Annotated in this window: 28 protein-coding genes, 1 tRNA gene and 1 pseudogene; 13 read left to right on the plus strand and 17 right to left on the minus strand. The window is 69.4% G+C overall.

Annotation, left to right across the window (positions count from 1 at the left end; translation table 11 throughout):
- Positions 1-21 precede the first annotated feature (21 nt).
- On the plus strand, positions 22-834 hold the full coding sequence (locus ACZ6TI_RS17405; protein ID WP_465346072.1) for a 1,4-dihydroxy-6-naphthoate synthase: 813 nt from the start codon (positions 22-24) through the stop codon (positions 832-834).
- Between the two features lie 11 nt (positions 835-845).
- On the opposite strand, the gene ACZ6TI_RS17410 is transcribed toward ACZ6TI_RS17405, so the two are convergent.
- The 3 genes from ACZ6TI_RS17410 to ACZ6TI_RS17420 are packed head-to-tail and all read right to left on the minus strand — an operon-like array spanning position 846 to position 2,079.
- The gene (locus ACZ6TI_RS17410) at positions 846-1,232 is read right to left on the minus strand and encodes a cold-shock protein (RefSeq protein ID WP_465346073.1); all 387 of its coding nucleotides are present in this window, start codon (positions 1,230-1,232) and stop codon (positions 846-848) included.
- A gap of 26 nt (positions 1,233-1,258) precedes the next feature.
- Positions 1,259-1,903 carry an HAD family hydrolase gene (locus tag ACZ6TI_RS17415; RefSeq protein WP_465346074.1) on the minus strand — a complete coding sequence of 215 codons (645 nt, stop codon included), beginning with the start codon at positions 1,901-1,903 and terminating at the stop codon, positions 1,259-1,261.
- Entirely contained in the window at positions 1,900-2,079 is a 180-nt protein-coding gene (locus tag ACZ6TI_RS17420) for a hypothetical protein (protein ID WP_465346075.1), read from the minus strand. Before ACZ6TI_RS17420 ends, ACZ6TI_RS17415 begins: the two co-directional genes overlap by 4 nt.
- A gap of 100 nt (positions 2,080-2,179) precedes the next feature.
- Between ACZ6TI_RS17420 and ACZ6TI_RS17425 the strand changes: the two genes are divergently transcribed.
- Positions 2,180-4,591, plus strand: coding sequence for a helicase-associated domain-containing protein (locus ACZ6TI_RS17425; RefSeq protein ID WP_465346076.1), 2,412 nt, complete (start codon positions 2,180-2,182; stop codon positions 4,589-4,591).
- 91 nt (positions 4,592-4,682) lie between these two features.
- Entirely contained in the window at positions 4,683-6,344 is a 1,662-nt protein-coding gene (locus ACZ6TI_RS17430; RefSeq protein ID WP_465346077.1) for a DNA repair helicase XPB, read from the plus strand.
- Positions 6,345-6,349: 5 nt separating this feature from the next.
- Here the strand turns inward: ACZ6TI_RS17430 and ACZ6TI_RS17435 are convergent, their stop codons facing one another.
- Genes ACZ6TI_RS17435 through ligD (ACZ6TI_RS17450) form a run of 4 tightly spaced genes read right to left on the minus strand, consistent with a single transcriptional unit; the run spans position 6,350 to position 9,082 of the window.
- Positions 6,350-6,817, minus strand: coding sequence for an HAAS signaling domain-containing protein (locus ACZ6TI_RS17435; protein WP_465346078.1), 468 nt, complete (start codon positions 6,815-6,817; stop codon positions 6,350-6,352).
- A 2-nt stretch (positions 6,818-6,819) separates the two neighbouring features.
- On the minus strand, positions 6,820-7,161 hold the full coding sequence (locus tag ACZ6TI_RS17440; RefSeq protein WP_465346079.1) for a PadR family transcriptional regulator: 342 nt from the start codon (positions 7,159-7,161) through the stop codon (positions 6,820-6,822).
- A gap of 33 nt (positions 7,162-7,194) precedes the next feature.
- Positions 7,195-8,139, minus strand: coding sequence for a non-homologous end-joining DNA ligase (ligD, locus tag ACZ6TI_RS17445; protein WP_465346080.1), 945 nt, complete (start codon positions 8,137-8,139; stop codon positions 7,195-7,197).
- Positions 8,129-9,082, minus strand: coding sequence for a non-homologous end-joining DNA ligase (gene ligD / locus ACZ6TI_RS17450; protein ID WP_465346081.1), 954 nt, complete (start codon positions 9,080-9,082; stop codon positions 8,129-8,131). The genes ligD (ACZ6TI_RS17445) and ligD (ACZ6TI_RS17450) overlap by 11 nt, the downstream gene beginning before the upstream one ends.
- Positions 9,083-9,174: 92 nt before the next feature.
- On the opposite strand from ligD (ACZ6TI_RS17450), the gene ku reads away from it, so the two are divergent.
- The 6 genes from ku to ACZ6TI_RS17480 are packed head-to-tail and all read left to right on the plus strand — an operon-like array spanning position 9,175 to position 14,240.
- The gene (ku, locus tag ACZ6TI_RS17455; protein ID WP_465346082.1) at positions 9,175-10,071 is read left to right on the plus strand and encodes a non-homologous end joining protein Ku; all 897 of its coding nucleotides are present in this window, start codon (positions 9,175-9,177) and stop codon (positions 10,069-10,071) included.
- Between the two features lie 13 nt (positions 10,072-10,084).
- Positions 10,085-10,573, plus strand: coding sequence for an NUDIX domain-containing protein (locus ACZ6TI_RS17460; protein WP_465346083.1), 489 nt, complete (start codon positions 10,085-10,087; stop codon positions 10,571-10,573).
- A 9-nt stretch (positions 10,574-10,582) separates the two neighbouring features.
- Positions 10,583-11,872, plus strand: a complete 1,290-nt coding sequence (locus ACZ6TI_RS17465; RefSeq protein WP_465346084.1) for an MFS transporter — start codon at positions 10,583-10,585, stop codon at positions 11,870-11,872.
- A 36-nt stretch (positions 11,873-11,908) separates the two neighbouring features.
- Complete coding sequence (locus tag ACZ6TI_RS17470) at positions 11,909-12,469, plus strand: sugar O-acetyltransferase (RefSeq protein ID WP_465346085.1); 561 nt, start codon at positions 11,909-11,911, stop codon at positions 12,467-12,469.
- Positions 12,466-13,032 (plus strand): TetR/AcrR family transcriptional regulator, encoded by a 567-nt coding sequence (locus ACZ6TI_RS17475; protein WP_465346086.1) that lies wholly within the window; start codon positions 12,466-12,468, stop codon positions 13,030-13,032. The genes ACZ6TI_RS17470 and ACZ6TI_RS17475 overlap by 4 nt, the downstream gene beginning before the upstream one ends.
- Complete coding sequence (locus tag ACZ6TI_RS17480) at positions 13,029-14,240, plus strand: MFS transporter (RefSeq protein WP_465346087.1); 1,212 nt, start codon at positions 13,029-13,031, stop codon at positions 14,238-14,240. Before ACZ6TI_RS17475 ends, ACZ6TI_RS17480 begins: the two co-directional genes overlap by 4 nt.
- Before the next feature lie 49 nt (positions 14,241-14,289).
- On the opposite strand, the gene ACZ6TI_RS17485 is transcribed toward ACZ6TI_RS17480, so the two are convergent.
- Both ACZ6TI_RS17485 and ACZ6TI_RS17490 read right to left on the minus strand, forming a co-directional pair.
- Entirely contained in the window at positions 14,290-14,781 is a 492-nt protein-coding gene (locus ACZ6TI_RS17485) for a hypothetical protein (protein WP_465346088.1), read from the minus strand.
- Between the two features lie 774 nt (positions 14,782-15,555).
- Entirely contained in the window at positions 15,556-15,999 is a 444-nt protein-coding gene (locus ACZ6TI_RS17490) for a DUF6232 family protein (RefSeq protein ID WP_465346089.1), read from the minus strand.
- Between the two features lie 442 nt (positions 16,000-16,441).
- Between ACZ6TI_RS17490 and ACZ6TI_RS17495 the strand changes: the two genes are divergently transcribed.
- From ACZ6TI_RS17495 to ACZ6TI_RS17505, 3 genes are all read left to right on the plus strand, one after another.
- Positions 16,442-16,894, plus strand: a complete 453-nt coding sequence (locus ACZ6TI_RS17495) for a DUF2231 domain-containing protein (RefSeq protein ID WP_465346090.1) — start codon at positions 16,442-16,444, stop codon at positions 16,892-16,894.
- Between the two features lie 89 nt (positions 16,895-16,983).
- Positions 16,984-17,535 carry a type 1 glutamine amidotransferase domain-containing protein gene (locus ACZ6TI_RS17500; RefSeq protein WP_465346091.1) on the plus strand — a complete coding sequence of 184 codons (552 nt, stop codon included), beginning with the start codon at positions 16,984-16,986 and terminating at the stop codon, positions 17,533-17,535.
- Between the two features lie 58 nt (positions 17,536-17,593).
- Positions 17,594-18,760: a geranylgeranyl reductase family protein gene (locus tag ACZ6TI_RS17505; RefSeq protein ID WP_465346092.1), complete on the plus strand. Its 1,167-nt coding sequence runs from the start codon at positions 17,594-17,596 to the stop codon at positions 18,758-18,760.
- Here ACZ6TI_RS17505 and ACZ6TI_RS17510 read toward each other — a convergent pair.
- The 7 genes and pseudogenes from ACZ6TI_RS17510 to ACZ6TI_RS17540 all read right to left on the minus strand — a co-directional run bounded on the left by ACZ6TI_RS17510 (position 18,750) and on the right by ACZ6TI_RS17540 (position 22,550).
- Complete coding sequence (locus ACZ6TI_RS17510; protein ID WP_465346093.1) at positions 18,750-19,343, minus strand: DinB family protein; 594 nt, start codon at positions 19,341-19,343, stop codon at positions 18,750-18,752. The genes ACZ6TI_RS17505 and ACZ6TI_RS17510 overlap by 11 nt on opposite strands.
- Before the next feature lie 21 nt (positions 19,344-19,364).
- Positions 19,365-19,910: pseudogene (locus ACZ6TI_RS17515) on the minus strand (DUF6226 family protein); the annotation flags it as partial.
- Positions 19,911-19,964: 54 nt separating this feature from the next.
- The gene (locus ACZ6TI_RS17520; RefSeq protein WP_465346094.1) at positions 19,965-20,156 is read right to left on the minus strand and encodes a DUF397 domain-containing protein; all 192 of its coding nucleotides are present in this window, start codon (positions 20,154-20,156) and stop codon (positions 19,965-19,967) included.
- A gap of 190 nt (positions 20,157-20,346) precedes the next feature.
- Complete coding sequence (locus ACZ6TI_RS17525) at positions 20,347-20,538, minus strand: DUF397 domain-containing protein (RefSeq protein ID WP_465346095.1); 192 nt, start codon at positions 20,536-20,538, stop codon at positions 20,347-20,349.
- A 55-nt stretch (positions 20,539-20,593) separates the two neighbouring features.
- A complete protein-coding gene (locus ACZ6TI_RS17530; protein ID WP_465346096.1) occupies positions 20,594-21,523 on the minus strand; it encodes a helix-turn-helix domain-containing protein in 930 nt (309 codons plus the stop codon).
- Between the two features lie 171 nt (positions 21,524-21,694).
- Positions 21,695-22,144, minus strand: a complete 450-nt coding sequence (locus tag ACZ6TI_RS17535; protein WP_465346097.1) for a DUF6232 family protein — start codon at positions 22,142-22,144, stop codon at positions 21,695-21,697.
- 332 nt (positions 22,145-22,476) lie between these two features.
- Positions 22,477-22,550 (minus strand) — tRNA-Thr (locus tag ACZ6TI_RS17540).
- A 107-nt stretch (positions 22,551-22,657) separates the two neighbouring features.
- On the opposite strand from ACZ6TI_RS17540, the gene ACZ6TI_RS17545 reads away from it, so the two are divergent.
- Positions 22,658-24,433, plus strand: coding sequence for a metallophosphoesterase family protein (locus tag ACZ6TI_RS17545; protein WP_465346325.1), 1,776 nt, complete (start codon positions 22,658-22,660; stop codon positions 24,431-24,433).
- 41 nt (positions 24,434-24,474) lie between these two features.
- On the opposite strand, the gene ACZ6TI_RS17550 is transcribed toward ACZ6TI_RS17545, so the two are convergent.
- Positions 24,475-25,314, minus strand: coding sequence for a PSP1 domain-containing protein (locus ACZ6TI_RS17550; protein ID WP_465346098.1), 840 nt, complete (start codon positions 25,312-25,314; stop codon positions 24,475-24,477).
- Positions 25,315-26,309: the final 995 nt, after the last annotated feature.

A 26,309-nucleotide genomic window follows, 5' to 3' on the forward strand; every position in this document is an offset into this window, starting at 1 on the left:
AAATCGGCCTAGCGTGAGGGCGTGGCACTTTCTCTGGCAGTCTCGCCCTGTCCCAACGACACCTTCGTCTTCCATGCGCTGGTCCACGGGCTCGTTCCCGGAGCGCCGGCGGTCGATCTGACCTTCGCCGATGTCGATGTGACCAACACGGCCGCCGAAAAGGGCGAGTTCGATCTCGTCAAGGTCAGTTATGCGGCGCTGCCCTGGCTGATGGACGACTACGAGTTGCTGCCCTGTGGCGGCGCGCTGGGCCGGGGCTGCGGGCCGCTGGTGCTCACCAAGGGCGACAAGTCCGACCTGAACGGCAAGACCATCGCGGTGCCGGGCGACCGCACCACGGCCTATCTGCTGTTCCGGCTGTGGGCGCACGACCAGCAGCCGAAGAGCATCGAGGTGGTCCCGTTCGACCGGATCATGCCGGGCGTCGCGGACGGCACCTTCGACGCCGGGCTGGTCATCCACGAGGCGCGGTTCACCTATCCGCGCTTCGGCCTGACCGCCCTGGTCGACCTCGGCGAGTGGTGGGAGCGGGACACCGGCCTGCCGATCCCGCTGGGCGCGATCCTCGCCCGGCGCGGCGCCGTCGATCCGGTCGAGGCGGCCGAGTGGGTGCGCCGCTCGGTGAGCATGGCCTGGGCCAACCCGGCGGCGAGTCGCGAGTTCGTGCTGGCCAACGCGCAGGAGATGGAAGACGACGTGGTCCGGCAGCACATCGATCTCTATGTGAACGAGTTCACTCTCGACCTGGGCCGGGACGGACTCGCCGCCGCCGACGCCCTGCTCGGGCGCGCGGCGGCGGCGGGTCTCACACCGGCGATGGCCAAGCTGACCTAGACCTGTCTCGGCTAGACCTCCAGCTCGCGGGCGACCGCGTGCACGAGCTGAGCCACCTTTTGTGCCGTCTTCTTATCGGGGTAGCGGCCGCGGCGCAGGTCAGGCTGCACCTTCGCCTCGATCACCTTGATCATGTCCTCGACCATGCCGTGCAGCTCGTCGGCCGGCCGGCGCCGCAGCTCGGCCATCGACGGCGGCGCATCGAGCACTTTCAGCCCCAGCGCCTGGGCACCCTTGCGGCTGTCCACCACGCCGAACTCCACGCGCTGGCCGGTCTTCAACTCGGCCACGCCGGACGGCAACGCGCCTTTCGGCAGGAACACGTCTCCGCCCTCGTCACTCGTGACGAATCCGAATCCCTTCGCCGCGTCGTACCACTTCACTCGACCCGTGGGCACCGCTGACCTCAACTCGATAGCTGGAACTAGGCCTCCAGGCTATCCAAGGTGCCGGGTCCACTCCCAACCGTTATCCGGCGGAGCAGAGCGGGAAGCGGGTGAAGATCCGGGAGCACGTGGGTGGCGCCGGCCGCCCACAGCTCGTCGGCGTCGCAGGGCCCGGTGGTGACGCCGATGCCGGGCACTCCGGCGGTCCGTGCGGCGACCATGTCACCGACGTGATCGCCGACATACCACCGCACGCCGTGCTCGGTCAGGGCGGCCGCCTTGCCCTCGGCGAACAGGTCGCCGGCCAGCTCGTCGACGGTCATCCCGAGGTGTTCCAGGTGCAGCTCGGCGAGCCGGCCGAGCTTCGAGGTGACGACGACCACGCGCAGGCCGAGCTTGCGGATCTCGGCCAGGGCCTCGACCGCTCCGGGGGTGGGCACGGCAGGTGCGATCGCAAAATCCGGATAAAGCGCCCGGTACGCCGTGACCGCCTGCTCGACCTCGTCCGCCGGAAACCACTCCCGCAGCTCGGTGCGCAACGGCGGGCCCAGCCGGCTGATCGCGAGCTCCGCATCGACGAACACACCGGTCTGCGCGGTGAGCGCGCGAAACGCCGCCGCGATGCCGGGCCGGGAGTCGATCAGGGTCATGTCCAGGTCGAACCCGACCGCCGCCGGGGTCACGGCGTGAGTGTCGGGGTGTACACCAGGTCCTCGACCGGAAGCGGGAACGTCTGATCGTCCCCGAACGGCGACGGCGCCGCGGCCCGGTCGGAAGTCATTTCGGAGACCGCGAGATGGCCCTCCTTGGGGGCTCGCGCCCGGGACGCCTCCCCCACCGGCAACTCGGTGCCCGGCATCTTTCCCTCCGCCGCCACTGCCTTACCCCCTCGAATCCGTGGGGCCCGGCGAAGCCCCGGACCCGCCACTATCGTCCCATGGCGGCTAGCGTTGGAAGGGATGGCCACCACATTCGCCGATCAACTGCGGGCCCTGCCGGATGAGGCGCTGGGCGCGCTCATTCAGCTGCGCCCGGACCTCGTCGTGCCGGTGCCCGCCGACGTGTCCGCGCTCGCCGTCCGGGCGCAGTCCCGCGGGTCGGTGGCCCGCTGTTTGGACGCGCTGGACGAGTTCACCCTGGCCGTGCTCGACGCGGCCCGCCTGAGCCGCGCTCCGGAGACGGCGCTGACCTCGGCCGATGCCATCCTCGAGCTGGCCGCGGCGGCGCCGGAGGAGGATGTGCGGGTGGCGATCGGCCGGCTGCGCGCGCGGTTCCTGCTGCACGGCCCGGAGGACGCGTTGCAGGTGGTCGGCGCGGTCGACGAGGTCACCTCGCCCTATCCGGCCGGGCTGGGCCGGCCGGCGGACTACCTGGATCCGGCGACCGCCGCGCTGTGTGCGGACAAGGCGAAGCTGCGCCGCACGGTGATGGAGGCCACTCCGGCCGCCCGCGCGGTGCTGGATCGGCTCGCCGCCGGGCCGCCGATCGGAAAGCTGAACAGTGGAGCGTTGAACGGCGCCTCGATGGCCGAGCCGGTGCGCTGGCTGGTCGACCACCACGTGCTGGTGCCGGTCACCGAGGCCGGTCGTGCGCCGCGGCCGGAGGGCGAGCTGGTCGAGTTGCCCCGCGAGGTGGGCATGCTGCTGCGCCGGGAGACCGGGCCGCTGGGCGTGCTGCGACCGCTTCCGCCCGCGCCGGAGGGGCCGGTGCGCGACGTCAAGGCGGTGGACTCGGCCGGGGCCGGCCAGGCCCTGGAGGCGGTACGCACCACGGAGGCGCTGCTGGAGGCACTGGGCGACGAGCCTGCGCCGGTGCTCAAGACCGGCGGCCTGGGCGTGCGCGATCTCAAGCGGCTGGCCCGGGCGGCCATCGTGGACGAGCCCACGGCGGCGCTGTTCCTCGAGGTGGCGTACGCGTCGGGGCTGATGGGCGAGGCGGACGCCACCGGCATCGCCCGCTCGATCACGGTGAGCCGGGCAGCCGGCGGCGGCGAGGAGATCTTCCTGCCCACCGGCGCATACGACCTGTGGCGGGCACAGAGCATCGCCCAGCGCTGGGATCTGCTGACCCGCTCGTGGCAGCAGATGACCCGGCAGCCGGGCCTGGTCGGGCAGCGTGACGACCGGGACCGCCCGATCAACGCACTGTCCCCGGAGGCCGAGCGGCCGGGCGCCCCGCAGGCCCGGCGCGAGGCGCTGACCGCCCTGTCGGCGCTGGACCCGGGCGCCGCCCCGGCCGCCGACGAGGTGCTCGGCCTGCTGTTCTGGCAGGCGCCCCGGCGGGCCCGCGGGCGCGAGGCGGTGCATCGGGACGCGCTCGACGGCGCCGCCCTTCTCGGCGTCACCGGCCGCGGCGCGATGACCTCGTACGCCCGGATGCTGGTCGAGCCGGCCGGCGACGGTGACCCGCTGGGCGCCGAGCCCGCCGCGGACGCGGTCCGGGCCCTGGACGCGCTGCTGCCCGCACCGGTCGACCACGTCCTGGTGCAGGCAGACCTGTCGGTCGTGGTGCCCGGCCCGCCGGAGCCCGAGCTGGCGAACGAGCTCGAGGTGATCACCGAGAAGGAGTCGGCGAGCATGCGCCGGGTGACCGCGACCAGCGTGCGCCGGGCGCTCGACGTCGGCTACACCGCGACCGACCTGCACGACCTGGTCAAGCGGCGATCCCGCACCCCGATCCCGCAGTCGCTGAGCTATCTGATCGACGACGCCGCCCGCAAGCACGGCGGCATGCGTGCCGGGTCCGCGGGTGGTTATCTGCGCAGCGACGACGAGGCGCTGATCGCCGAGGTGCTGGCCGACCGCCGGCTGGCACCGCTGGCCCTGCGCCGGCTGGCCCCGACTGTGCTGGTCAGCCCCTATCAGGTGAGTCGCCTGCTCGGGGCGCTGCGCGATGCCGGGTTCGCACCGGTCGCCGAGGACGCGGGCGGTTCCGCGGTGCTCAGCCGGCCCAAGGTGCGCCGGGCTCCGTCGCGTACCCCGATGTCTTTGAAGCCGCCCGACCAGGCCGGACCCCCGCTCCTGGCCGGACCCCGTCTGGCCGGGGTGGTCGAACAGATCCGGCGCGGCGACATCGCGACGCGCGCGGCCCGTCGTGCGCCGGTGACCGTGCGCGCGGCGAACGGCCACGGCGTGCCGGGGCTGACCTCGGTGCAGGCGCACGGCCAGGCGATGGCGGTGCTGCAGCAGGCGGTACGCGAAAAGGCCCGGGTCTGGGTGGGCTATGTGGACTCACACGGTTCGACGCTGTCCCGGCTGGTTCGCCCGGTGTCGTTGAGCGCCGGCTACCTGCGCGCCGAGGACGACCGGACGGAGACGCTGCACACGTTCGCGCTGCACCGCATTACGGCAGCCGTCCCTGAGCAGGAATAGGACGGCCCTCGGTCCGGTCGAGGGCGGCGGTGGGGCTGAGGACGGCGTGCAACACTGAATGGTCGTGCTCGGGCTCAGAAGGGACGTGCTGGTGAGCGCCGGACCGTTGATCGTTCAGTCGGACAAGACCCTGCTGCTGGAGGTGGATCACCCGGACGCGCAGGCCTGCCGGATGGCGATCGCGCCGTTCGCCGAGCTGGAGCGCAGCCCGGAGCACGTGCACACCTACCGCCTGACCCCGCTGGGGCTGTGGAACGCGCGAGCCGCGGGCCACGACGCGGAGGGCGTGGTGGACTCGCTGATCAAGTTCTCGCGCTACCCGGTGCCGCACGCGCTGCTGGTCGACGTGGCCGAGACCATGGACCGCTACGGCCGCCTGCAACTGGCCAACGACCCGAGCCACGGCCTGGTCCTGCGCGGGCTCGACAAGATCGTGCTGATCGAGGTCGCCAAGAGCAAGAAGCTGGCCGGCATGCTCGGCGGCCGGATCGACGACGAGACCATCGCGGTGCACGCCTCCGAGCGCGGCCGCCTCAAGCAGGCGCTGCTCAAGCTGGGCTGGCCGGCCGAGGATCTGGCCGGTTACGTCGACGGCGAGGCGCACGAGATCGCGCTGGCCGAGGACACCTGGCACCTGCGGTCCTATCAGCAGGAGGCGGTGGACGGCTTCTGGGCGGGCGGCTCGGGCGTCGTGGTGCTGCCCTGCGGCGCGGGCAAGACGCTGGTCGGCGCGGCCGCGATGGCCACCGCCAAGGCGACCACGCTGATCCTGGTGACGAACACGGTGGCGGGCCGGCAGTGGAAGCGTGAGCTGGTCGCCCGCACGTCGCTCACCGAGGACGAGATCGGCGAGTACTCGGGCGAGCGCAAGGAGATCCGGCCGGTCACCATCGCGACGTACCAGGTGCTGACCTCGCGGCGGAACGGCGCGTTCACCCACCTCGACCTGTTCGGCGCGCGCGACTGGGGCCTGGTCATCTATGACGAGGTGCACCTGCTGCCGGCGCCGATCTTCCGGTTCACCGCCGATCTGCAGGCCCGCCGCCGGCTGGGCCTGACCGCGACGCTGGTGCGCGAGGACGGCCGCGAGGGCGACGTGTTCTCGCTGATCGGCCCGAAGCGCTACGACGCGCCGTGGAAGGACATCGAGGCGCAGGGCTGGATCGCCCCGGCCCAGTGCACCGAGGTGCGGGTGACGCTGACCGACGCCGAGCGGATGTCCTATGCGGTGACCGAGGCCGAGGAGCGTTACCGGGTGGCCGCCACCGCGCGCACCAAGCTGCCGGTGGTGCGCGCGCTGGTCAAGAAGCACCCGGACGAGCAGGTGCTGGTCATCGGCGGGTACATCGACCAGCTGCACCAGCTGGGCGAATACCTGGACGCCCCGATCGTGCAGGGCTCGACCACCAACAAGGAGCGCGAGCGGCTGTTCGACGCGTTCCGCTCCGGCGAGGTCAAGACCCTGGTGATCTCGAAGGTCGGCAACTTCTCGATCGACCTGCCCGAGGCGGCGGTGGCGATCCAGGTGTCCGGCACCTTCGGCTCGCGGCAGGAGGAGGCGCAGCGGCTCGGGCGGGTGCTGCGGCCGAAGGCGGACGGGCGGCAGGCGCACTTCTACACCGTGGTGTCACGGGACACCATCGACACCGAATATGCCGCGCACCGTCAGCGGTTCCTGGCCGAGCAGGGGTACGCGTACACCATTGTGGACGCGGACGACGTGCTCGGCCCGCCGCTGCCGCAGGTCGACTGAGCGACCTACTCGGTGGGAGCCGGGTAGGGCAGCTCCGGCGGCGGGGCCGGGTCGGCGGGCATCTGCACCGAGGTCGGCGCCGACGGCCCCTCGCTGCCGGCCCGGGAGAAGGCCAGCAGGCCGACGAAGCCGATCACGAAGATCAGGATCATCGACGCGGCCACGGCGGCCAGCACGATGAGCCAGGCCGGAATGCCACGCTTCGGCGGGGTGCGCGCGATGAGTGGCGGCGGGCCGGCAGCCATCCGCGGCTGGCCGGCCTCCTCATAGGCGGCGGCCGCGACCACGTCGGGGCTGCCCAGCCGCTCGAGCACCTCGATGATCTCGCCCTCGGAATATGCCCCGCGCTCCTGCGCGGACGCGATGTGCGCGTGCAGGTCAGCGATCAGCTCGCGGCGCTGCAGCAGCGGCAGCCCGCTGAGCCGCATCTCGACCTCGCGCAGGTATTCACCCACCACGTCAATCTGGTTCATGCTCATGCCCCACCGGTCCCTACGAGTCGATCGACGGTCTGTCGAAACGAAACCCACTCCGCACGAAAGTGACTCAGCGCCGCCCGCCCGCTGTCGGTGAGCGTGTAGTACCGCCGCGGCGGCCCGGTCGGCGACTCGCTCCACTTGCTGTCCAGCCATCCGACCCTGCGCAGACGCGACAGCAGCGGATAGATCGTGCCCTCGGTGGTCGCCAGGCTGCGCTCCTCGCCGAGCTGACGCACGATCTCGGTGCCGTAGCTGTCCTCCGTCTCGACCATGGCCAGCACGCAGAACTCGAGAGTCCCGCGCCGCAGGCTGGTGGAGAGCTGCGCGACGTCCGTCATGCGTCACACGGTACCTTGCGACGCAAGGTACGGCTACGGCAGCCGCGGACCGGGGGTCAGCAGGGCTTCCAGCAGATCGCCGTGCTCCTCGACGCGCTCCAGCACCTCATGCGCGTCGAACTGCCGCGCCTCCGCCTCGCCGGTGCCCATCGCCTCGACCTCTTCCCAGGTCAGCGGCGTGGAGGCGGTCGGGCTCGGCTGGGCGCGCAGCGAATAGGGCGTGACCGTGGTCTTGGCCGCCGCGTTCTGACTCCAGTCGATGAAGATCTTCCCCGGCCGCAGGTTCTTCGCCATCTTCGCGGTGATCGACCGCGGCACCATGCCGGCCAGTTCCTCGGCCACCTTCTTGGCATAGCGGCTGACCGTTTCGGAGTCCTGCTCGCCCGAGATCGGGCAACACAACTGCATGCCCTTCTTCCCAGAAGTCTTCGGGTACGCGTCCACGCCATCCGCCGCCAGCCGGTCCCGCATCAGCACCGCCACTCCGCAGCACTCCTTGAGCCCGGCCGGCGCCCCCGGATCGAGGTCCACGACCATCAGATCCGGGTCCTCGCCGACCCGCCACTGCGGCGTGTGCAGTTCGAGCGAGGCGATGTTCGCCACCCAGACGAGGGTCGGCAGGTCGTCCACGATGACGAAGTCGATGGTTTCCCGCGACTTGGTGGATCCGGGCACGGGCAGGCGTTCCGTGCGTACCCAATCAGGGGTTCCACCGGGTTTGTTCTTCTCGAAGAAGAACGCGCCGTCCACGCCGTTGGGATAGCGGATCCGGGTCAGCGGGCGGCCTTCGAGGTGCGGCAGCAGGATCGGCGCGAGCCGCGTGTAGTAATCGATGACCTCGCCCTTGGTGAATCCGGCGGCCGGATACATCAGCTTGTCCAGATTGGACAGCTCTAGATCGCGGCCCTCAATGGTGACGGCGAAACGATTGGCTGCTCTTCCCTTTTGCTTTCCGCCGCGGGTTGGCTCAGCTGCCATCGTCGTCTTCCTCCACGCAGTCGGCCGGCGATTTGTCCGGGCGCAGCCGCAGGAACCGCGGGAACCGCAGCCGTCCGTCCGGCGTGCGATTCCCGTAGCGCACCTCGACCACCAATTCGGGCTTTACCCAGTGCGCGCCGCGCGCATCCTCCCGTGGCACCGCACCCGCGGCGAACGGCGATTCATCGGTGCCGATCGGGGTCAGCACGGAGAGCAGTTCGCGCTCGGCGGCGCCGCTGATGCCGCCGCCGACGCGCCCGCGGAAGCGCAGGCGCCCGTCCGGCCCGGGCATCCCGACCAGCAGCCCGCCGAGCCGCCGCGCTCCCGGCCGCCAGCCGCCGATCACGTAGTCGCCGGTCCGGTCGAACTTCACCTTCACCCAGTCCGGCGAGCGCAGGCCGGGCACGTAGGGCGTCTCGACCCGCTTGGCGACCACGCCCTCCAGCCGATATTCGCGCGCCGCCGCCTCGGTGGCCGGGCCGTCCAGGAACACCGGCGGCACCGTCCAGTGCGGGCCGGCCAGGCCGAGCTCCTCGAGGCGGGTGCGGCGGATCGCGTACGGCTCGTGCATCAGGTCCGTGCCGGCATAGCGCAGCAGGTCGAAGATCATGTACGTGACCGGCAGGGTCGCCGCGAGCGAGGCGGCCCGGCGTGCATCCCGGACATGCATGCGCTCGGCCAGCGCGGTGAACGACGGGCGCCCGCTCGCGTCCATGACGACCATCTCGCCGTCGAGCCACGTGTCGTCCGGCAGCCGCAATGTTGATATTTCCGGGTATGCGGCGGTTACTGTCGTCCCGGACCTTGCGTACAGGCGTGGTGCGCCCGAGGAGAACACGGAGATGACCCGCACGCCGTCCCATTTGAACTCATAACTCCACCCGGGCCCGCGTGGCAGCGCGCCCGCCGTGGCGAGCATCGGGGAGAGCGGCGCACCAGGCACGTGATCACCATAGGCACCAGCGAAGGCCTTACGCAGGCGTCTCGGTGATGCCATTCTTGATCCGAGCAGCTCATCGGGGGTAGGAGACAGCAATGCGAGCGATCTGGAAAGGCGCGGTGTCGTTCGGCCTGGTGTCGATCGCCGTCAAGCTCTATTCCGCGACCGAGGAGAAGGACATCCGGTTCCACCAGGTGCACCGCACCGACGGCGGCCGGATCAAATACAAGCGCACCTGCTCGGTCGACGGCGAGGAGGTGACCTACGACGACATCGCCAAGGGCTACGACATCGGCGGCGGCGAGATGGTCATCCTCACCGACGACGACTTCGCCGAGCTGCCGCTGACCACGTCGCGCGCCATCGACGTGCTGCAGTTCGTGCCGGCCGACCAGATCGACCCGATCATGTTCGCCAAGGCCTATTACCTCGAGCCCGAGGGCCAGGCGGCAAAGCCGTACGTGCTGCTGCGCGACGCGCTGCAGGACGCCGACCGGGTGGCCATCGTGAAGATCGCGATCCGCCAGCGTGAGCAGCTCGCCACCCTGCGGGTCCGCGACGACGTGCTGGTGCTGAACACGATGCTCTGGCCCGACGAGGTGCGCACCGCCGACTTCGGGTTCCTGGACGAGGAGATCGAGACCCGCCCGGCCGAGCTGGCGATGGCGAGCTCGCTGATCGACTCGATGGCCGGCAGCTTCAAGGCGGACGAGTTCACCGACAACTACCGCGCGGCGTTGCAGGAGGTCATCGACGCCAAGGTCGAGGGCCGCGAGGTGGTGGCGCCGGAGGAGACCGAGGAGGCGCCGGCCGCCGCGGTCGACCTGATGGCGGCGCTCAAGGCCAGCGTCGAGCGGGCGAAGGCGGCCCGCGGCGAGGCGGCGCCCGCGCCCAAGCCTGCGAAGAAGGCCGCCGCTGCGAAGAAGGCCGCCCCGGCCAAGAAGGCGGCTCCCGCGAAGAAAGCCACCAAGGCGGCCAAGAAGGCTTCGTGATTAGGCTTGGCCCGTGGCATTGACGTGGGCTGAGTCTTATCTGGGTCGGGTGCGCGGGACGATCGGCGACACCGACACGCTGTTGTTCGTGGGTGCGCGGGGAGTGATCCTCGACGATGAGAATCGGCTGCTGCTCATCCAGCGCTCCGACAACCACCGCTGGGCCATTCCGGCCGGGGCGATGGAGCTCGGCGAGAGCATGGAGGAGTGCGCGATCCGCGAGACGTGGGAGGAGACGGGTCTCACCGCGACCTCGCTCACGCCGTTCGCCTTCTACAGCAACTACACGTTCACCAACGACTGGGGACACACCTACCAGCAGATCCTGATGTCCTTCCGGATCCACAGCTGGGAGGGTGAGCTGCTGCGGCAGACCGAGGAGTCGGTGGACGCCGGCTTCTTCCCGCTGGACGCGCTGCCCGGACCGAAGTCGTTCATCATCGACGAGACCCTGGCCGACCTCGCCGAATATGAAGCGACCGGGAAGCTCGTCCTGAAATAGCATCGCCGCGTGACAGACCGACCCCGGCGGCGGCGTCTGGGGATGGACCTCACGCCGCTGCGCACCTCCCGCGACTTCCGCCTCGTGTTCATCGGCGGCGCGGTGACGAGCATCGGGTCCTTCATCACCTATGTGACGATCCCGTTCCAGGTCGCCATGATCACCAACGATCCGCTGCTGGTCGGCCTGCTCGGGGTCGCCGAGTTCGTCCCGATGGTCTTCATGGCCTTCGTCGGCGGCGCGCTGGCCGACTTCGTCGATCGGCGGCTGATGGTGCGGGCCGGCGAGATCGCGCAGACCTGTCTGTGCGGGGTGCTGCTGTTCAACGCACTGTCCGACGAACCACATCTCTGGTTGCTCTATGTGGTGGCGGCGCTCGCCGCGGCGGTCGACGGCCTGCAACGGCCGGCCATCGAGGCGATGCTGCCGCGGCTGGTCACGCCCGAGGAGATCCCGGCCGCGATGACGCTGCGGTCGCTGTCCTTCGACGTCGCCCAGCTGGCCGGCCCGGCGCTGGCCGGCGTGCTGATCGCCAGCGTCGACCTGGCCTGGGTCTACGCCATCGATCTGGGCACCTTCGCGGTGTCGCTGGTGTGCATCTCGCTGGTCAAGGCGGTGCCTCCACCGCCGGACGCGGACCGGCCGTCGCTGCGCTCGGTGGTCACCGGCCTGCGTTACGCCCGCAGCCGCCAGGAGTTGCTCGGCACCTATCTGGTCGACCTGAACGCGATGTTCTTCGGCATGCCACAGGCGCTCTATCCGTTCCTGGCCATGCAACTCGGCGGCCCGAAGATCCTGGGCCTGCTCTATGCCGCGCCCGCGGTCGGCTCGCTGCTGGCCACGGTGACCTCCCGCTGGTCCGCCCACGTGCGGCGGCACGGCCTGCTGGTGGTGATCGCGGCGGCGGCCTGGGGGCTGGGCATCACCGGCGCCGGGCTGTCCCGCTGGCTCTGGCTCACCCTGCTGTGCCTGGCCTTCGCCGGCTACGCCGACATGATCTCGGGCATCTTCCGCTCGATCATCTGGAGTCAGACCATCCCCGACCATCTGCGCGGGCGGCTGGCCGGCATCGAGATGCTCTCCTACATGACCGGCCCGCTGCTCGGGCAGCTCAGATCCGGGGCGATGGCGCGCACCGGGCTGGGCGTCACCGGGTCGATCTGGGTGGGCGGTTTGCTCTGCATCGCCGGGACGGTCGCGCTGGCCGCCGCACTACCCAAATTCCTCCGGTACGACGGAACCGACGGCGTCGCGCGCAAGAAGGCCGAGGATGAGGCGTGGATCGCACGCGCCACCTAGTGTACAGGCGTACACATCATATGTACGCTCGTACACATGACCTCGATGCGCGACCGGATGCTCGCCGGTGAGCTCTATCAGGCGGACGACCCGCAGCTCGGCATCGACGACGAGCGGGCACAGCGGCTGACCCACCGGATCAACACGATCGACCCGACCGACCGCGAGGGGCTGCGCCTGCTCTTCGCCGAGCTGCTCGGCGGCGTCGGCGCGGACACCACGATCCGGCCGCCGTTCCACTGCGATTACGGCTACCAGACGACGGTCGGCGCCCGCACGTTCATCAACTGGGGTCTGATCTGCGCCGACGTCGCGCGGGTCACGATCGGCGACGATGTGCAGATCGGCCCCGGCGTGCAGTTGCTGACCCCGGAGCATCCGGTCGCGGCCGGCCCGCGGCGGGACAAGTGGGAGTCGGCCCGGCCGATCGCCATCGGCGACAACGTCTGGCTGGGCGGCGGCGTGATCGTGCTGCCCGGCGTGACGATCGGGGCGAACACGGTGGTCGGCGCCGGCGCGGTCGTGGTGCGCGATCTGCCGTCCGACGTGGTCGCGGTGGGCAACCCGGCGCGCATCGTGCGGGCGGTCGAGCCGTGACCACCGCACCCACCCGGCAGGCCCGGCGCTTCGACCCGGACCGCAAGTCGCGCATCATCGAGGCGACCATCGACATGATCGCCGAGCACGGGGTGGCCGGCACCACCCATCGCCGGATCGCGGCCGCTGCGGACGTACCGCTGGGCTCTTTGACCTATCACTTCACCGGCCTGGACGACCTGCTGGCGCAGGCCTTCGGCCGGCATGCGGAACGCATGTCGCCGAGCTACGAGGCGCACTTCGATCGGGTACGCAGCCGCGACGACCTGATCGACGCGGTCACCACCCTGATTCACGGCGACGCCGGAGCCGACCAGCGCGACTGGGCGGTGGCCTATGAGCTCTATCTGGCCGCGCTGCGCCAACCGGCCCTGCGCGTCATCACCGATTCGTGGATGCGCCGCAGCCGGGCCGTGCTCGAGCGCTTCGTCGACCCGACCACCGCCCGTGCGGTGGACGCCCTGATCGAGGGCCTGGTCATGCACATGATGCTGGCCACGGCCACCTTCCACCGCGCGCAGACCCGCGCGATCGTCGCCGGCCTCCTGGGAGAAAAGGCATGAACGTCGTCATCGAGAACGACGCCCGGGTCCGCGCCGCGACCCGGGCCACCTACGTCGCGTTCGCCGGGTCCGGCTGGGGCATGTCCACCTGGGCGACCCGCATCCCGCAGGTCCGCGACGGCCTGGAGCTCACGCCGTCGCGGCTGGGCCTGGTGCTGCTCGCGATCGCGGCCGGCTCGATCATCTCGCTGGTGATGTCCGGGCAGATCGTGGCCCGCTTCAGCTCCCGGGTCACGGTGACCGTGATGGCGGCGCTGTTCGGCCTGGCGCTGAGCGGCATCGGGCTGGGCTACCAGCTGGGCGTCGCGCCGGTGGTGATCGCGCTGTTCCTCTTCGGCTTCGCGAACGGCGCGTGGGACGTGGCGATGAACGTCCAGGGCGCGCTGGTGGAGCGTCGGCTGGGCCGGGCGATCATGCCGCGCTTCCACGCGGGCTTCAGCTTGGGTACGGTGGCCGGCGCCCTGGTCGGCGCCGGTGCGATCGCGCTGCACGTGCCGGTGACCACGCACCTGATCATCTGGGGCCTGGGCCTGGCCGCGATCGTCATCTTCGCGGTCCGCTCGTTCCTGCCGGACAGCGAAGCCCCGGCCTCGGACGACCCGGCCCCTGCCACCGAGTCCTCCGGCCTGCAGCGCACCCTCACCACCTGGCGCGAGCCGCGCACCCTGCTGGTCGGGCTGTTCGTGCTGGCGTTCGCCTTCGCCGAGGGCGCCGGCATCGACTGGATCGGCGTCGCGGTGATCGACGACTACGGCGCACCCGCCACCGTGGGGTCGCTCGCGTTCGCCCTGTTCCTGGCGGCGATGACCGTCGGTCGCTGGTTCGGCCCCGGGCTGCTGGACCGCTACGGCCGCGTCCCGGTGCTGCGCGTCCTGGCCGTCATCAGCCTGGCCGGTCTCGCCCTGTTCGTGTTCGGCTGGTCGGTGCCGATCGCCTTCATCGGCGCCCTGTTCTGGGGCCTCGGCGCCTCCCTCGGCTTCCCGGTCGGCATGAGCGCGGCCGCCGACGACCCCGCACACGCCGCCGCGCGGGTCAGCGTGGTCGCCTCGATCGGCTACTGCGCCTTCCTCGGCGGCCCACCGTTGATCGGCTTCCTGGGCGACCACATCACCGTCCAGAAGGGACTGATCGCGGTCGCGGTCCTGCTCGGCCTGGCCCTGCTGATCGCCGGCAACATCCGCCCCCTCGACCCCACCCGCAAGAACTAGCGGCTTCCCCTGCTCTGCGCACAGAGTCTCGACTGTGCGCAGAGCGAGGTCAGAACCTCCGCCAGCGCATGCGTTCGACGATCACCTCCGGCGCATCGACCTCGACGAAGACGCCCTTCGGCGGCTCCGCGGTCACCACCGGGATCCGCACCTCCTGGCGCAGGCAGAAGGCGAACGGCTCGATCAGGATCCGGTCGCCCTTGGCCTCGGGCACCTTGGGCCGCACGCGTTCCTTGGGCCGGGACACGATGCCGGAGACGTCCACGACCGTCGCGTTCAGGCGCACGACGATCGGCTTGCCCGAGAACTCGCTCTCCTTGATCGCGGTGCGTGACAGGTTCCGCAGGACGATCTCGAACGCGTACACCTCGTCGACGCCGGTGGTCGGGTCCGGCCGGACACCTCGCTGCGTCAGCTTGGTCCACCCATAGCCGAGGCGCAGCCGCGCCAGGTTGCGTCGGTGCCACCGGAGTGCGAAGACGCCGGTCGTGGCTGCGACCAGCAGCAAGCCCGCGGAGATCGCGATCGCCCAGCCGGTCATCGCGGCCACCGCCCATGCCGGACCCTGATGGAGCCAATGCCGATCGGCTGGTTCTGCTGATCTCCCATCGTGACTAGGGTGTTCAACGTCGAACGTTCGATCGTGTTCTCACCAACGAGCCAGATCCGAGTGTTTCGGCGAACAGGTCCACCTGCACGTGGACCGGAGTTGGCCCGCCTGCACGCGGGCCTTCTCCTTGTCGGCCGCAAAGACATCGACGGCCGGCCGAGCCGGCACGGTGGACGCTCCGGGGCGGAAAAGCCGTCGACCCGTCGCATTGCGACCTCCTGAGCTATCGGGAATATGCGTATTAATCGGTCACCAGTGGTGACGCGATTCCGGAAAGCGAATACGGGGAGAACCGACTGAAGATCGATCGGCGGGATGCCGACCTCGCCGTTCTCGATGCGGATCACCTTGCAGAGGGACCACTCCGTCGGAGCCGCGACGTGGCGAAGGGTTACTCCGGTCCGTGCGCGATGCGGCAGGCAGGTGCGCCTGCGCGCGACTGTTGGCGAGTCGGCCTCGGCCATGGCTCCTTCATCTTCGAAGACCAATCAATCTGCCACCTCGCTGGCTGCCGGTTGGCAGTCAGCGAGATCGGCGTCATGTTACTCACTGTCCTATCAGAACGAGTTGGCGCTGTTGGAGGTTCACCGAAACGAAACTAGTCACGCGATCGCGACGCCCGGTAGTTGACGAACTTCCCTCTGTCCACTGTCGATCATCACTCGAATGGTCGCCCACCTGTGCAAACACCCCGGCAGGCCGATTTCAGGCGGCGCCGTCGATCCACGCCGCACTGGAGGGCAGGTCCTCGATGGCTCGCCGCAGAGCGCGGGTGACCTGGTTGAACACCCGCGGATCAGTGGACGCGAAGAGCACCACCTCGCCGCTCTTGCAGGTCGCGTGCAACTCCCACAGCCGCGGGCGCATCCGCCAATAGGCGGCCACCGCCAACACGGGGATGGTCAGCACGAGGATGATCAGTGCGATCGTCGCGGTGGTGCCCACGATGGGCCAGATGGCGACGACGAGTGCAGCCGAACCGGCCGCTGTGTGCGCGGTGGGCCGGCGGGTGCGGTCGATGGCCGTGCAGGTGATGCCGACGTTCCGCAGTTCCCGGATCGTGAACACCTTCGGCGGCGTGGTGCGCCAGACGAAGAGTTCGCTGGTCACCACGGCGTCGGGCCCACGGTAGTAGGTACGTGTGCGCATGGCGAACTCCTTTCCCGTACTCCTTGCGAGGAGAGGGAAGAGCGAGCCACCATTGGCGCAGAGAGAATTCCCCGCCTCGCGCGTTGCGACTGCCGACGGAGCTCAGAGGCGACAAAGGCACCCGGTTGCCGCCGGGTGCCTTTGCTTTGTCTTCCCTTCGAGCCCGCCTTATTGCCTGTCCGTAGTGTGACACGGCCACGCGGCTGCCCGCTACACATCAAGTTGCCATGTTGCAGATTGCGTACAGGCCAAGTCAGGGTATCGTCGGTCTACAAGGGTCGTGAGCTGCGGAGATGTCCCCGGGTGAATTTTCCGCGAGATTCCCCGTCCGGAGGGAGAATCAGGGCGTAGCGCTCGTCACCACACGTTTCACCGGGAGAGGGCACGGGTACCGCGAACAACGTCCGTAAATCAGGCAGGGTCTGGGGAGGCTGATCAACCAGTGGAAAGTCGACTCCGAATCGCGGGCCAGGCTGTCCATCCGGTGCTGGTCATGTTCCCGCTCGGACTGTTCACGATGGCGATTCTCTTCGATCTTGGAAATCTGCTCGGCGGCCCGGACATCATCGGCGCGCTGGCATATTGGAACATCGTGGCCGGCCTGATCGGCGGCATTCTGGTGGTGCTGGCGAGCGCGATCGACCTCGCTTTCGTACGCGGTGGCGCCGCCAAGCGCGTCGGCGTGCTGCGCAACCTGATGCACATGGGCGTGCTGATCCTCTTCGCCGTCATCCTCATGTTGCGCATGCAGTCGCAGGACCGGGTGGCCGGCTGGGGACTGCTGGCGGTCGAGCTGATCTCCCTGGTCGCCGCGTTCTTCTCCGCCTGGTTCGCCGGTGAACTGGCGAATCGCCGCCCGATCCCGGCCGTCGCCCGAGCCACCGGACGCGGCTGATCATCGGTTTGCTCCGCCCCGCAGCGGGCAGGCAGCACTGGAAAGGGCGCCTGTTCGCAGGCGCCGAACCCAGTGGAAGGAGCACCGCGATGGCCGCATCGATCCAGGGCAAGCGGGTGGCTTTCCTGGCGACCGATGGCGTCGAGGAAGTCGAATACACCGAGCCGCGCAAGGCGGTGGAGTCGGCGGGTGGCACGGCCGAGCTGATCTCGATCAAGGACGGTGAGATCCAGGCCGTCAACCATCTCGACCAGTCCCGCACCTATCCGGTGGATCGCCTGGCCAAGGACGCCGACGCCGCGGACTACGACGCCCTGGTGCTGCCCGGCGGCGTGGCCAACCCGGACTTCCTGCGGGTGGACAAGGACGCCGTCCGGTTCGTTCGCGACTTCATGACCTCGGGCAAGCCGGTGGCCGCGATCTGTCACGGCCCGTGGACGCTGGTCGAGGCCGGCGTCGTCGACGGGCGCACGCTGACCAGCTGGCCGAGCCTGCGCACCGACCTGTCGAACGCCGGCGCCACCTGGGTCGACGCACCCGTCCACGTCGATGGAACGCTGGTCACCAGCCGAAAGCCGGACGACCTGCCGGCCTTCTGCGACGCGCTGCTCGACCGCATCGCCGCCCCGGCGCACGTCTGACGCGGATGGGCCCGGCCTCGCCGCGACGGGCTCCACGCGCGGTCCTAGACTCCGTCGAGTGATCACTGAGCCGGACTTCGACGTGGCCGTCGTCGGGGCCGGACCGGCCGGGCTGTCGGCGGCACGCGCCGCAGCCTCGGCCGGCGCCCGCACCCTCGTCCTCGAGCGCGCCGAACACCCCCGTTACAAGACCTGCGGCGGCGGCCTGATCGGGCCGTCGCTCGGCATGTCCGCACCGCTCATCGAAGTGCCCCGCCGGGACGTCGTCTCGGCGATCACCTTCACCGACGACGGCCACCGGTCCTTCACCCGCCACGCCAGCGGCCCGCCGGTGCTCACCATGGTGCGGCGCACCGACTTCGACCACGCCTGGCTCAAGGCCGCCCAGTCGGCGGGCGCCGCCATCCGGGAGAACGCCCAGATCCGGGCCATCGAGCAGGACGCCGACATGGTCAAGCTGACGCTCGGCGACGGTGCCACGGTCACCGCGCGGGTGGCGATCGGGGCCGACGGGTCGGCGGGCATCACGTCGCGTTATGTCGGCGTCTCCTTTGACCAGCAGGATCTCGGCCTCGAAGTGGAGTTGGCGGCGACCTCCGAGGACCGGGCGGCGTGGCGCGGGCGGGTGCAACTCGACTGGGGCGCGACGCCGGGCTCCTATGGCTGGGTCTTCCCCAAGGACGACGAGCTCACGGTCGGCGTGATCATGGCGAAGGGCAGGGGCACCGAGACCAAGGATTATCTCGCGCGCTTCCTCGAAGGCCTCGGCCTGCAGGGACGCGAGGTGCGCCGCGACTCCGGCCACCTCACCCGCTGCCGCTCGGCCGACGCTCCCCTGGCCCGCGGCCGCGTGCTGGTCGCCGGTGACGCGGCCGGCCTGCTCGAGCCCTGGACCAGGGAGGGCATCAGTTATGCCCTGCGCTCGGGGCTGTGGGCCGGCGAGGTCGCCGCCCGCGCGGCACGTCAGGGTGTCACCGCGCTCGACGGTTATCCCGCCCTGGTCCGCAAGCACCTGATGCCCGAGATGAACGCGGGCCGCCGCCTGCTCAACGTCTTCTCCAAGCACCGTCATCTGATGCACGCCGCGATGGCGACGCCGCTGGGCTGGAAGGCCTTCGAGTCCTTCTGCCGCGGCGAGCTCACCATGTCGGGCGTGCTGAAGCGGCCCCAGCTGCGGGTGGCGATCGGCCTGCTCGGCGGCGACGAGGGCGCTCTCACCGCGTGACGGACAAGTGGTCACCGCCGGTGGCTCCGGTGGCTCGATAGAGGTCACGCAACAGGCCGATCTCGCCGCCGTGGTGCATGCACTCGCGGCTCAGGTGCAGGGCGAGCTGGGCCATCGACTGGTCGGCGAAGAAGGCGCCGCGCGGGCCGAGCGGCGCCAGGAACGCCTCCTCGTCCATCGACAGCAGACCGTCGCGCCACCACTCATAGGACGACCTGAGCAGCTCGAGGGCGCCGGCCGCGGTGGACGGCAGCGACTCGGGCGCATGCCGCGGATCGAACATGTCGGCCTCGGCCGGCACGCTGCCGTCACCGAAGAACGTGCTGGCCCGCGTGCGGAAGACGCCGACCGCGATGTGGTTGATCCGCCACGCGAGAGTGGTGACCGGCGGCGGATCCGGCTCCTTCCCCGCGCCGGGCCCGTCCGCGACGAAGTGGCCCCGCGCATCCGGACGGACCGACCAGGCGCCCACCACCGGCTCCCAGAGATATTCCGCGTCGGTCAGCCCCTGCAGACGTGGCCACAGGCTGTAGTCCCAATAGAACCCGAGTTGCTGATCAGCAATCGCGCGCACCCAATCCATAGGTGCTGGTTTAGCACCAGTTCAGATCTCCGGCGAGCGCCGCGGCCACGGGGCCCACTGCACCGCGGCGGCGAAACCCTCGCGCCGTGCGGCACGGGCATCGCGCGGCTCGAGCAGCGTCTCGCGGCCCACCTCGAGGTCGGCGCCGATCAGCCGCGCCTCGGCGAAGGAACCGCCGACGCCGCGCCGGACCCGCTCCCACAGGCCGCCCTCGACCAGCGCGAACGCGTGCGAGCGAAGCTCACCGATCAGGACGCCGGGGTCTTCGTCGCAGGCGTCGCAACCGCAGCTCGGCAGCGCGTCCTCGAACCAGCGCCCGAGCCGCAGCAGCAGGCTGGGAAACTCGGTGAACGCGATGGCGAGCGGGGCGGCGGCGAGCGTCCGCGGGATGAGCCGCACGGTGCGCACGAGCTCGTTGCCCAGCGTCTCCTTGGACTCCCGGCGCTCGACGGTGAACTGCTCGGTCAACTCGTCGAGCAACCGGTCGGCGGCCTCGTGCAACACGGCGAAGCGGCCCGGGTTCGTCACCCTCGAGTAGTCCTCCGGCTTGCGGTCCACCGCTCGATTATGCGCCTCGAAACGGCCCCGACCAGCCTTCCCGGCGAACGCATCCGCTCAGGACTAGTCGAACTGGCCGGCGCGGGCTCCCTTCAGGAAGGCGGACCACTCGTCGTTCGAGAACGACACCACGACGTCTGGGTCGGACGAATTCCGAACCAGGAAATGACCGTCGATTCGAGCGACCTCGACGCAAGTGCCCGAGGAACAGGCGTGGCTCTTGTGCCATGTCGGCTGCTGTTTCGGCTGGATCATCGTGCCTCCTCCGTGACGTACCGGATCCACGGTAAGCGACGGAAAGATGATCAAGCAGCCATGAACATGAATGAATGGACGGTCTTGCGGTGCTTCACGACAAAGGACCGTAATGTGCTTTTCTGCGCGCGGTCCTGTGTGGATCTCAGGCCAGAAATCCACTACAGGACCGCCAAAAACGCAAACGACTTTAGAAGCGGAACTCGCCCGCGTTGACGCCCTTGACGAAGGCGGTCCACTCGTCCTGGGTGAAGTGAAGCGGCGCAGTCTCCGGGTTCTTCGAATCACGGATCAGGAACTCATCCGCGACCTTCGCAACCTCGACGCAGCTGCCCCCGCTGCAGCTGGAGCTCTTCAGCCACTTCGGCTCAATAACGTTCACTCTGCGGTCTCCGGTTCGGGAGGGCACACTTCGTGCCAGGGTGTGGATAATGACGTTACTCTCCGCGACCGGCAGAGATCATGTTTTCGAGAGTTTCGATCCGACGGTTGATGTAGTCGAGAGTGTCCGCCTCATCGGTGGCCACCAGCCAGAGCTGCTTGAAGCGCTCCAGATGCCTCGAGGTCGCGCTCTTGTCCTCGATAATCTCGTCAGCCATTCCGTTTTCTCTATACAGGACCTCGTTGCCCGGCCCGGTGCCACCCAGCGACAACACGTCGAAGCTGGCGTTGTTGGCGATGGGTGTGTCGAGCGAGAAAGGCAGCATCCGCACGCGGATGAGCCCTTCGGTTGCCAAGTTCCGCATGTCGCGGAGTTGCTCGGCGAACACCGCCGGCCCCCCGGTCGAGCGCATGAAGACGGCCTCGTCCAGGACGGTGTAATAGTCCATCGAGCTGAGCCGGCCCAGCAGGGCCTCGCGACGCAGCCGACGGGCTTCAACCAGGGCTTCCACCAGCTCTCGGGGCAACGGCTGCGGCATGTCGTCCACAAACGGCCCGGTGAGGGCGTTCGCGTACTCAGGCAGCTGCAACGGGCCCGGAATGTAGCGAATGTAAAACGACCGGATCGCTACCGCGACCGCTTCATATTCGATGTATTGCCGGAGTGTTGCGCCGATGTCCCGGAAAGCCGGGTCCTGCCACCAGGAGATGTGCTGTCGCGTCCTGGCGATCTTTGCATCAGCCACCAGCGCACTGATTTGCGCACGGTCTTTGATCTTGAGGTATCCCAGCAACGGCCGAAGATCGTTCGGCGAAATGCTGACGTCGCCATTCTCAATGCGAATGACTTTGCTGAGAGACCATTCCATCTCTTCAGCGACTTCGAGTTGAGTCAGGTTCGCGGCCTCGCGCGCCTCACGCAGCGCCAGACGCACACGTCTGCGTGCGACTGTCGGTGACACGGTCGGCGCGGCAACCTCGGTCATGACTCCTTCATCTTCGCCGTTGAAGAGAACTTAACCTGCCACATCGCTGGCTGCCTGTTGGCAGCCAGCGAGGTCGCGCGTCACTTTACTCACTTGTCTTAGCAGAAACGAATCTCATCCGCGGAAGGTTCACTCAACCGAGATGAGTCACACGTCAGAGGCGCTCGGTGATCATGAGGCGGCGACGAGTCCATAGTGTGTGTGAGCTCGCCGATCGTCTTCGACCGCGCGGCGCAGAGCCCGGGTGACCTGGTTGAACACGCGCATGTCGCGAGCCTCGTAGATCACCGTGCGGACGCCGCGGACGGTCGCGATGACCCGGTAGGAACGGGCGTCCCGCAGCCGTCGGGTGGACACTGCCACGACGGTCACGGCGGCGGCCACTGCGGTGGCGGTGACTCCGATCACGACACCGACGACCAGCCAGCTCGCGGCGGCGAAGGCCACCGAACCGACCGCGGCGGCCAGCACTCGGTCGGCGGGGCGGCGGTGCGGCACGTGCTCGACGCGGCGGATGTCGCGCAGTTCGCGTATCGAAAAGATCTTGGGGGTGGCGCCGGCCAGCCACACGAAGCGATCGGCCGTCACGAAGGCGTCGGGCCCACGGTAGTAGGTACGCATTTGCCTTCCTTTCCGTGCTCGTCGCCGAGGAAGGAAGGGCCGCGATCGCGGCTTGGAGAGAATTCCCACCTCGCTGATCAAAGCGGAAATGGTCCGGGGGCAATAACGGCACCCGGTTGCCGCCGGGTGCCGCTGTTGTTTCTTCCCCTCCGAAATTCCGCCCGTTCTGCCTGCGACCAGTAGAGCACGCCATGTCACTGATCGCCATCGCTCAAGGTGCCATGTGGCAGATGGCGCACTAGCAACCTGCTCACAAGCCGCTGACCTGGCTCAACACGGTGGAGCACCGACAGCGAAAGCCCAGACCGAGAGGGTCTGGGCTTGCTGTGGAGAGCCGCCTGACGGAATCGAACCGTCGACCTACGCATTACGAGTGCGTCGCTCTAGCCGACTGAGCTAAGGCGGCGGGTGCAACGGTTTGCCAGTGTACGGCATCACCGAGGGCAGATCAGAGCGGGTTACCGGGTGACTCGGCGGCCGGTGTCATACCGTCAGACTATTGTCCCTCGGGTGATGGACGATCACCGATCCGACCCCGTCCCGTCTCCCGACCCGGTCCCCGGCCCCCGCCCGGTCGAGGCGGAGCGCCCCCGCAAGCCGCGGCCGACCAGCCTCGATCCGCAGGAGCTCGGCTTCACGCCGCAGCGCCCGGTCGGCTGGCTGGCGCCGATGCTGCTGCTCAGCACGGGCGTGCGGGCGCTGCTCGCAATCCTGTTCGGGGCCTATCTGGACAAGCGCGAGCTGCAGAACGCCCTGGACAGCGACGTGGTCGAAGAGCGGGGCGCGGACGGTGAGATCTGGCTGGACTACGTGGCCGACCTGGGCGACGGCTTCCACGCGACCTATTCGGTGGCCTATCTGCTGGCGCAGCCGCAGCTCGAGGTGGACGGGCAGGTGCTCCCCCGCGGCGACGTGCTGCTGATGGGCGGTGACCAGGTCTATCCGCTGGCCAACGGGGACGGCTATGAGAACCGCACCAAGGGCCCCTATCGCGCGGCGCTTCCCGAGGCGCCGGCCGGTGGGCGCCCGACGCTGTTCGCGCTGCCCGGCAACCACGACTGGTACGACGGATTGACCGCGTTCCTGCGGCTCTTCGCGCGGCGTAAGGACGGTCACATCGGAGGGTGGCAGACCCGGCAGCGGCGGTCTTACTTCGCGGTGAAGCTGCCGTCCAACTGGTGGCTGTTCGCGATCGACGAGCAGTTCGGGGCGTACATCGACGATCCGCAGTTGCTCTATTTCGAGAAGGCGGCGGCGGACGTCGGGCCGGAGGACCGGATCATCCTGATGACGCCGTCACCGACGTGGGTCAAGGCGGCGGACAAGCCGGGGGCCTATGACGCTGTCGACTACTTCATCCGCACCATTCTCGGGCCGACCCAGGCGCACGTCCGGCTGCTCGTCTCCGGCGACCTGCACCACTACGCGCGCTATGCCGGCGAGGATCGCGAGCTGATCACCTGCGGCGGCGGCGGGGCTTATCTGGTGGCCACGCACACGTTGCCGGACGAGATCACCGTGCCACCGGCGGACACCCTGACCCGCAACGCCAGCCGCAGCCGGAAATACGCGCTGAACAAGACGTTTCCCGATGCCCCGACGTCCCGGCGGATGGGCTGGGGCGTGTTCAAGCGGATCGCGCTGCGCAACCCCGGCTTCGCCACCATGCTCGGCATCATCCAGACCATGACGATGCTGGCCATGGCCGGCTCGGCGAGCAGCTCCGGCGGCCCGATCCAGCGGCTGTTCAGCATTCCGCTGGTGATGATGCTGGTGCTGATCCTGGCCGGCGCGGTGCTCTTCGCGCAGCCGCCGAGCGCCGGATCCGACGGGCACTCTCGACATTGGATCCTCGGCATCTCGCACGCCCTGGCGCAGATCGCGCTGGCGGCCGGCGGCACCTGGGTGTGGCTGCAACTGCCGTTCCGCGACTGGACGTGGCCCGGGCCGCTGGTGGTCGCCGCGGTGGTCTATCTGCCGCTGATCGGCTTCGTCTCGACCCAGCTCTGCGCGCTCTATCTGGTGGTGGCCAGCTTCTTCAAGGTCAACGTCAACGAGCTGTTCGCAGGGCAGGGCATCGAGGACGCGAAGAGCTTCCTGCGCATGCACATCGGGCAGGACGGCACGCTGACCGTCTATGCCCTGGGCATCGACCGGATCTGCCGCCGCTGGGTGGCCGACCCCGGCGGCGCGCACGACGCGTCCTGGCTGCGGCCCGAGGAACCGCTGCCGGTGCATCTGATCGAGGAGCCGATCCGGGTCGCCGGGCCACTGGCCCAGCGGCACTGATCAGGCCGGGCGGGTCAGTCAGGCCGGGCCGGTCAGGCCGGTCAGGCCGGGTCGCGGCCGTCGAAGGCGCGGCGTGACCCGCAGACGTCGGTCAGGGCGCACCGCTTCAAAGCCCCGTCGGCGAAGTTGCGCACGGTGACCGTCTCGCTCGGCGGGTGTTTGGCCACCACGCGACCCTCGCCATCCGGGGTGGTGACCCGCTCGCCGCTGCGAGGGTAGTTCTCGCTGCTGCCGGCATAGAGCGGGTGCTCATATTTGAGGCAGCACATCAGCCGGCCGCAGGCGCCGGAGATGCGCAGCGGGTTGAGCGGCAGGTCCTGGTCCTTCGCCATCCGGATGGTGACCGGCTCGAAGTCGGTCAGGAAGGTGGCGCAGCACAGGTCCCGACCGCACGAGCCGATGCCGCCCTGCACTCGCGCCGAGTCACGCGCCGACAGCTGGCGCAGCTCCACCCGGCAGCGCAGGGTGGCGCCGAGGTCGCGCACCAGAGACCGGAAGTCGACCCGGTGCGGCGCGGTGAAATAGATCGTGGTGCGCGCGCCGCCGCTGCCGTTCTGCTCGAGCACGTGGTCCACGGCGACCACCTTCATCGGCAGCTCGTGGGCCTTGATCAGCTTTTTCGCGGCGACCTTGGCCTCCGCCTTGCGCTTGCGCAGCGTCTCGTCGCGGCGCAGGTCACGGTCGTCGGCCAGGCCCGCGACCTTGGGGAAACCGTCGGTCTCCTCGCTCACCCACTGCGCCGGCCAGACGCACTCCGCCACCTCGGGACCGTCGTCCGTCGGCACCAGCACACGGTCGCCGACCTTGGGGCTGAACTCACCGGGATCGAGATAATAGAGCCGTCCATACCGGTTGAAGCTCACTGCGCACAGCATGCCCATGAGCACACCCTACGACGTGATCAGGTGCGGACGAAATGTCCATGTTTGGGTTACCCGCGTGGGTTGTCGCATTGATACCACGCATCCCACGTCATCGAACCTCGTTGTGAAGTCCCGTAGACGCCGCTCGCTGCGGCCGATCTTCGGGGAGGACCCTTCATGACGCCCGCCGCAAGGCCGTTCGCCGCCAGTGTCGCCGCGCTCGCAGTAGCCGGCGTCTTCGCCGTCCCGGCGCCGGCTTTCGCTTTGCCCGGGCCGATTGCGGCGGCGCCGGCATCGTGCGCGGGGGCCGAGCGCTATGCGGCTCAGTCCGGCGCGGAGATGCTCCGGCTCAGCAAGCTTTCGGTACGCCCACAGAACGCGAGCGACCACGGTAGCGGCCGAGGTGGCGCGCGTGGCGACAAGCCGGGCAGTCACGGCGGGGCGGATCGCGGGCTTGCGCCCGGCACGGGCGGTGACGGCGGCACCGATCGCGGGTCCACGTTCGGCGCGGCCGGTGACGGCGGAACCAATCGCGGGGCTGCACCCGGCGCAGGCGGTAACGGCAGGACCAATCGCGGGACCCCGCCCAGCGCGAGCCGTGACGGCGGGACCACGCCCAGCGCGGGCCGTGGCGGTGGGACCACGCCCAGCGCGGGCCGTGGCGGTGGGATCGGCCTCGGGCCTGCGCCCAACGCGGGGCCCGATGGGCGGATGGCGCCCAATGCGCCGCCCGGCGCGTCCACGGACGATGTGGCCGCGCTCGGCGTGGTCGACACATACGGCGGCGCGTCGCGCGGGAAGGGCGACGCGCCGCACCGAAATTCGAGTGGCACGGTCGCGGCGAAAGCAGGGGCCATGCCTACGGCCGGCGCTGGCGGCGAGGCGCTCAAGCCGATTCCGGGACGCGAGCCGATTCCCGGGCGGGAGCCCACTTCCGGAGACGAGCCCAATTCCGGGGGTGAGCCCAATTCCGGCGGTCAGCCCAATTCCGGCGGTGAGCCCAGTTCCGGCGG

Source organism: Actinoplanes sp. NPDC051388 (assembly GCF_055586225.1).

Coding starts and splice junctions, on each gene's coding strand:
- ACZ6TI_RS17490 (WP_465346089.1), bottom strand. CDS start 15,999: ATGCGCACACGTACCTACTACCGTGGGCCCGACGCCGTGGTGACCAGC.
- ACZ6TI_RS17435 (WP_465346078.1), bottom strand. CDS start 6,817: ATGAACCAGATTGACGTGGTGGGTGAATACCTGCGCGAGGTCGAGATG.
- ACZ6TI_RS17510 (WP_465346093.1), bottom strand. CDS start 19,343: ATGGATTGGGTGCGCGCGATTGCTGATCAGCAACTCGGGTTCTATTGG.
- ACZ6TI_RS17530 (WP_465346096.1), bottom strand. CDS start 21,523: ATGACCGAGGTTGCCGCGCCGACCGTGTCACCGACAGTCGCACGCAGA.
- ACZ6TI_RS17550 (WP_465346098.1), bottom strand. CDS start 25,314: ATGGGCATGCTGTGCGCAGTGAGCTTCAACCGGTATGGACGGCTCTAT.
- ACZ6TI_RS17500 (WP_465346091.1), top strand. CDS start 16,984: ATGGCCGCATCGATCCAGGGCAAGCGGGTGGCTTTCCTGGCGACCGAT.
- ACZ6TI_RS17545 (WP_465346325.1), top strand. CDS start 22,658: ATGGACGATCACCGATCCGACCCCGTCCCGTCTCCCGACCCGGTCCCC.
- ACZ6TI_RS17425 (WP_465346076.1), top strand. CDS start 2,180: ATGGCCACCACATTCGCCGATCAACTGCGGGCCCTGCCGGATGAGGCG.
- ku (WP_465346082.1), top strand. CDS start 9,175: ATGCGAGCGATCTGGAAAGGCGCGGTGTCGTTCGGCCTGGTGTCGATC.
- ACZ6TI_RS17480 (WP_465346087.1), top strand. CDS start 13,029: ATGAACGTCGTCATCGAGAACGACGCCCGGGTCCGCGCCGCGACCCGG.
- ACZ6TI_RS17440 (WP_465346079.1), bottom strand. CDS start 7,161: ATGACGGACGTCGCGCAGCTCTCCACCAGCCTGCGGCGCGGGACTCTC.
- ACZ6TI_RS17470 (WP_465346085.1), top strand. CDS start 11,909: ATGACCTCGATGCGCGACCGGATGCTCGCCGGTGAGCTCTATCAGGCG.
- ACZ6TI_RS17420 (WP_465346075.1), bottom strand. CDS start 2,079: ATGCCGGGCACCGAGTTGCCGGTGGGGGAGGCGTCCCGGGCGCGAGCC.
- ACZ6TI_RS17520 (WP_465346094.1), bottom strand. CDS start 20,156: ATGATCCAGCCGAAACAGCAGCCGACATGGCACAAGAGCCACGCCTGT.
- ACZ6TI_RS17485 (WP_465346088.1), bottom strand. CDS start 14,781: ATGACCGGCTGGGCGATCGCGATCTCCGCGGGCTTGCTGCTGGTCGCA.
- ligD (WP_465346080.1), bottom strand. CDS start 8,139: ATGGCAGCTGAGCCAACCCGCGGCGGAAAGCAAAAGGGAAGAGCAGCC.
- ACZ6TI_RS17535 (WP_465346097.1), bottom strand. CDS start 22,144: ATGCGTACCTACTACCGTGGGCCCGACGCCTTCGTGACGGCCGATCGC.